A 4799-nucleotide genomic window follows, 5' to 3' on the forward strand; every position below is an offset into this window, starting at 1 on the left:
GCCTGAGGACACGAAGGTCCGATCCTCGAAATATCTCAATAATCTGGTCGAGCAGGACCACCGCAACATCAAGTCCCGGACGAAAGTCATGCTCGGCTTCAAACGTTTCAGGAACGCAGCGATCACGCTCTCTGGTATTGAGTTGGTACATCGCATTCGCAAGGGCCAATTCGGCCTCGCGAAGCTCGGCCTCAAAGATACCACGGCGCCCGCAGTCTGGGAGGCCGTCCTGTCTGCTTGATGAGGTATCCTCTATATAACAACAATCTCGTACAGACCGCCTATTTGCACCAGAGCCACGCACGGCACAAACAGGACACGCTCTTCCCTCGACAAGGAAGACAAGGCCGATCTCCGCCGAAGCGTTCAATTCTTATCGGTTCAAGCTCTATCCGATCGTGAAGGTAGGCGTGACGGGCTCTGATGTGATGGACGACTCCCGCCCTTCGGGGTTCGGCATATGCCAAAGTGGAGAAGTCGTGACTTCCACGGCACCCATTAGCGGGCCTGTGTCAAGCGAGTAGCCAATAGCATGGCCGGGTTGGCGGCCAGTTTTGATTTTCAAGCCCCCCAATTTGCAGCAGCTGAGCGCGCCCGTTTCTTCAGTTCATGGCTGCGACGGATCGCGCCAGGCACCCGTCAGGATCAAGCGAGCGGCAATGCAACGGATGCCGTTCGCCCTGGTGGCTTCGCCACCCCAGAAGAATATTGGTGCCGCAATGCGTCCATGGGTTCGCACAAATCTGAGGGCTGCCAGTGGGCCGGCGCCAATCTAGGGTTGGCTCGCATTGCGGGCGATCCGCTTTGACTGCGCATCGGGCGACGGCGGCCCGGCATCCCATTCAAAGTGGTGGCTGCGGCTCCATCCGTCGAACGGGGCTTACCGGTCGTCGTCGTTACTCCTACGCGAAACAGCGGGTCCTATCAAATGGCTTGCGCTCCTTCAGCATATGGAAACACGCGCGCGCCAGCTTGTGTGCCAGGGCTTTGCGCGCCACGATCGGATTCGTCCTGGCCTTCTTGCGCTCGTAGAAGCGCCTGGCCGGGTCGCAAAAGCGCTGCGCGAAGTTGGCCGCCTCGATGAACGCCCAGGCGAGATACTTGTTGCCGTTTCTGGTGTTGCCTTCGCCTTTCTTCTTGCCGTTGCTCATGCGCTGGCTGTCCACGCAGCGTGCATAGGAAGCGAAGTTGCCAGCGCTCGCAAACCGATCGATTGAGCCGATCTCCAACAGGATGACGGTTGCAAGTGTGTGGCCAATACCGGGCACCGTAGTGAGCAACGCATAGTCAAGTTCGGGCGCAACTTTGTCATGAAGGCGCTTTTCCAGGATGTTGATCTGGGCAGAGAGCGTCGTGATGACCGCGACGTTGGCCCGAACCGCGAGTGATACATCGTCTGGCAAGTGCATTTGTTCAATGGCTTGTTCGCCCAGGCTCTTGACCTGATTGCTCGTGATTCGTTTGCCGTATTGACGGGCTGTAATGTTCTCAACCGCGAGAATATGCTGGGTACGACTGCGTACAAGTTGCTGCCGTTTCCTGGCGAGATCGCGTACCACACGCACCTCGGGCGGCAGGATAGTGCCCGTGGGCAGGATCCTGCCGCCCGAAATGCGAAGCGTGCGTGATCTCGCCCGCAAACGCATGCAGCTGGTCCGCAGCCGCACCAGCCACATGCTTGCGATCGAGCACATCACGGCTCGCCATCATGGCATGCGCATCTCGAGTCCCGAGGTTCTGCGACTGACGGCCGAAACCATCGACCAGATGGGGCTGCCTGCCGAGGTCGCGCTGGCCATGCAGGCCAACCTGGCTGTCGTCACAACGCTTTGCACCCAGATCGGACTACTGGAAAAGCGGCTTGGCGACAAGGTCAGGCCGCGACCCGAGTATGCGTTGCTCACCACCGTACCCGGCATCGGCCAGATCCTGGCAACGGTCATCCTGCTGGAAACCGGCTCCATCGAGCGTTTCGCCAGCGTCGGCAACTTCGCCTCCTATGCGCGCTGCGTGGACAGCTGCCACACCAGCAACGGCAAGAAGAAAGGTGAAGGCAACATCCGTAACGGCAACCGATACCTGTCCTGGGCGTTCATGGAAGCCGCCAATTTCGCCCAACGCTATTGCACCGACGCCCGGCGGTTTTATGAACGCAAGAAAGCCAAGACCAACCCGATCGTGGCTCGCAAGGCGCTTGCGCACAGACTGGCGCGCGCGTGCTTCCACATTCTGAAGGAGAACAAACCATTTGACGTGACGCGCTGCTTCACGTGATGCTTTCGACGGCGACCGGCAAGCCCCGTGGGAAGATTGGGTCCCAGCCCAGAAATTTGAATGGGATGCCGTGCCGCCGTCCCCCGACATGCAGTCAAGGCGGATCGCCTGCAACGCGAGCCATCGGTGGATTGGCGCCCGGATCGGGCAGCCCCTGAACTTGTACAAATTCCATGGACGCGTTGCGGTACCAATGTTCTTCCGGGACGGCATGGCCGTCAGGGCGAAAGGCACCGCTTGTACCGCCGATTGCTTGATCCAGATGGGTGTCTGGCGCGATTCGTCGCAGCCAGGATTGAAGTCACGGGCGCGTTCGGCCGCTTGCATTCGGGCATGGCAACTGGAAAACGGTCGCTCAGGCAGCCGGGGATGTTGATTGCTCACTTGACGCCGGCCCGCTAATGGGTGTCTTCCCATGCGAACACGCGCTCGATCGTACGAAACCGCTCTTTAAAAATGGCCAGATCGAACAGCGGCTTGCGGCCTCGCTTCGTGCGTTTCCTGCCACGCGGGTTCGGATTGATGTTGGGCACCATCCCGCGGTTGAATATCGCCTTGCGATTGGCGCGACAATCGTAGACGCCGTCCAGGCTGACCACGGTGTCACGCAGGTCCAGCCTTGCTTCACGGGCAATCCGTATCACCTGCGGCAGCGCGTCACGCAGCAGCGGCGATTCGTTGCGATTGCCTGGTGCCGACACGAACGGGGCGATCACATTGCAGTTCCGGTCACAGAAGGCAACGACCTTGTCACCCTTCATGTTCTTGTGGCCGCTGAAGCCAATGTTGTCGCCGCCTTTTTTCGCTGCCGTGGTGGTGCCGTCGCCATGGATGACGCTGGTGTCCAGCAACTGGTCGTGCTCAAGCCGTACCACCGACTCGAGGAAGACGGCGTCGAAACATTCGCATGCCTGCCAGCGGCGAAAGGCCCGATAGATGCTCGTGTAGTGGATCTCCGGCCTGCCGTCCCGATCCATTGCAATCGGCAGCGCCTTCCATTGACATCCCAGGTAAAGCAGTTTCAGGATGTAGTTGAAGATCGCGTGCGCGCTCAGTTTGGATGCCGGTCCCCGGCGTCCTGCCGTGAGGTGCGGCAAGACAAATTGTTCGAACTGCCCGAGGCTCAATTCCGTTGGAATCCGTTGCCATTGCTGGCTTTGCGCCATTATCGACCGCCAAAGATCGGGGATTCTAGCGGATCCGGCAGAAATCGGCGAAACTCATACCCACAAAGGACTTCAGACAAATTCAGCAGCCTTGAAAAACCCGCAACCAGTTGACGCACTATTTGATGCACCCGTCAGTATTGTCTTTTGCGCGCGCTGGGGCCCCGAACAGGCAGGAACTCGTCGACGCGGTGGCGGCCGGCAGCCGCTGGCCTTGGCACCGTTTGTCCGGAAGCCCACATCCCCTACATCCGTCGGCGCGATTGGAAGAAATGCGTCACACCACACCGAGATGGCCAGGCTCCGTTGGCAGAGTCGTACTTGCATGCAGCGCCAGCGACCATCAGCCGTACGCCTACCTCCTGCACAGGCTCACCGGATGGCCACCGCGCGAACCCGCTACGATCTGGTTGAGCGTTTACCGCCCCACATCGCAAAGCTCAAACCATCGCAGGGCATTGAGTTCGACTGCGGCCGCGCTTGAAACCCTTAGCGATCGATGCGCATGTGGTAGCGTTGGCCCAATTATTGCGCTTGCTTTTCGCAGACCATTACGAGTGGATTGAATGACGACTGAACACGAAATCAAATCTCACGGCGCTGCAGTCACAGCCAGCGTTTTTTTGCGCGCGCGCCCAATACGGGTGCGGAGCCTGCGCCTGCTCCGAACCCCCGACCCTTGTCTGGAACGGAATCACGCAGGGACTGCGTACACGCACGAGGAATGGCGCGGCTCTGATGGTGCAAATAGCTTGGAGGCGAATCGGTTAAGGTGTCGGGCTGAACGAATTGAGAACCGACGATGTGCAAGCTGAAGAGCCCGGACGAACTGTTTGCAGGCCGTCACTTTGACCGCGATGTGATCATTCTGTGTGTTCGCTGGTACCTGCGCTACAAGCTTAGCTTGCGCGATCTGGTCGAAATGATGGCGGAACGGGGTCTGGCGCTGGCCCACACGACGATCCTGCGCTGGGTGCGGCGCTTTGCGCCGGAGTTCGTCAAACGGTGGAATCGCTTCGGCAGGCCCACCGGCCAGTCCTGGCGTGTTGATGAAACTTATCTCAAGCTGCGCGGCAAGTGGGTCTATCTTTATCGGGCGGTGGATCGGGTGGGCCAGACGGTTGACTTCATGCTCCGTGCAAAGCGCGACGTGGAGGCGGCAAAAGCCTTTTTCAGGAAGGCGATCAGACATCAGGGCCAGCCACCGAAGACCATCACGCTTGACGGCTATGCGGCCTCGCACCGCGCCGTGCGCGAGATGAAGGCCGATGGCTTGCTGCCTGAGGACACGAAGGTCCGATCCTCGAAATATCTCAATAATCTGGTCGAGCAGGACCACCGCAACATCAAGTCCCGGAC

General features: G+C 59.4%; 5 protein-coding genes. 3 read left to right on the forward strand and 2 right to left on the reverse strand.

Translation table 11 applies throughout. The features are described 5' to 3' along the window. A partial coding sequence (locus tag M3A49_RS41895) for a DDE-type integrase/transposase/recombinase (protein WP_266232700.1) occupies nt 1-241 on the forward strand: 241 nt, incomplete at its 5' end. Nucleotides 242-902: 661 nt separating this feature from the next. On the opposite strand, the gene M3A49_RS41900 is transcribed toward M3A49_RS41895, so the two are convergent. After that, complete coding sequence (locus M3A49_RS41900; protein ID WP_266233947.1) at nt 903-1559, reverse strand: transposase; 657 nt, start codon at nt 1557-1559, stop codon at nt 903-905. A 28-nt stretch (nt 1560-1587) separates the two neighbouring features. Between M3A49_RS41900 and M3A49_RS41905 the strand changes: the two genes are divergently transcribed. Then, nucleotides 1588-2274 carry a transposase gene (locus M3A49_RS41905; RefSeq protein ID WP_266233948.1) on the forward strand — a complete coding sequence of 229 codons (687 nt, stop codon included), beginning with the start codon at nt 1588-1590 and terminating at the stop codon, nt 2272-2274. 398 nt (nt 2275-2672) lie between these two features. On the opposite strand, the gene M3A49_RS41910 is transcribed toward M3A49_RS41905, so the two are convergent. After that, nucleotides 2673-3440: a hypothetical protein gene (locus M3A49_RS41910; protein ID WP_266233949.1), complete on the reverse strand. Its 768-nt coding sequence runs from the start codon at nt 3438-3440 to the stop codon at nt 2673-2675. 802 nt (nt 3441-4242) lie between these two features. Here M3A49_RS41910 and M3A49_RS41915 point away from each other — a divergent pair. Further along, nucleotides 4243-4799 (forward strand): IS6 family transposase (locus M3A49_RS41915; protein WP_266233950.1); only part of this gene is annotated, 557 nt, incomplete at its 3' end.

Source organism: Paraburkholderia sp. CNPSo 3076 (genome assembly GCF_026343935.1).
Lineage (GTDB): Bacteria > Pseudomonadota > Gammaproteobacteria > Burkholderiales > Burkholderiaceae > Paraburkholderia > Paraburkholderia nodosa.

Excerpts from the sequence above, each read along its gene's own strand:
- M3A49_RS41910 (WP_266233949.1), bottom strand. The coding sequence starts at position 3,440 with ATGGCGCAAAGCCAGCAATGGCAACGGATTCCAACGGAATTGAGCCTC.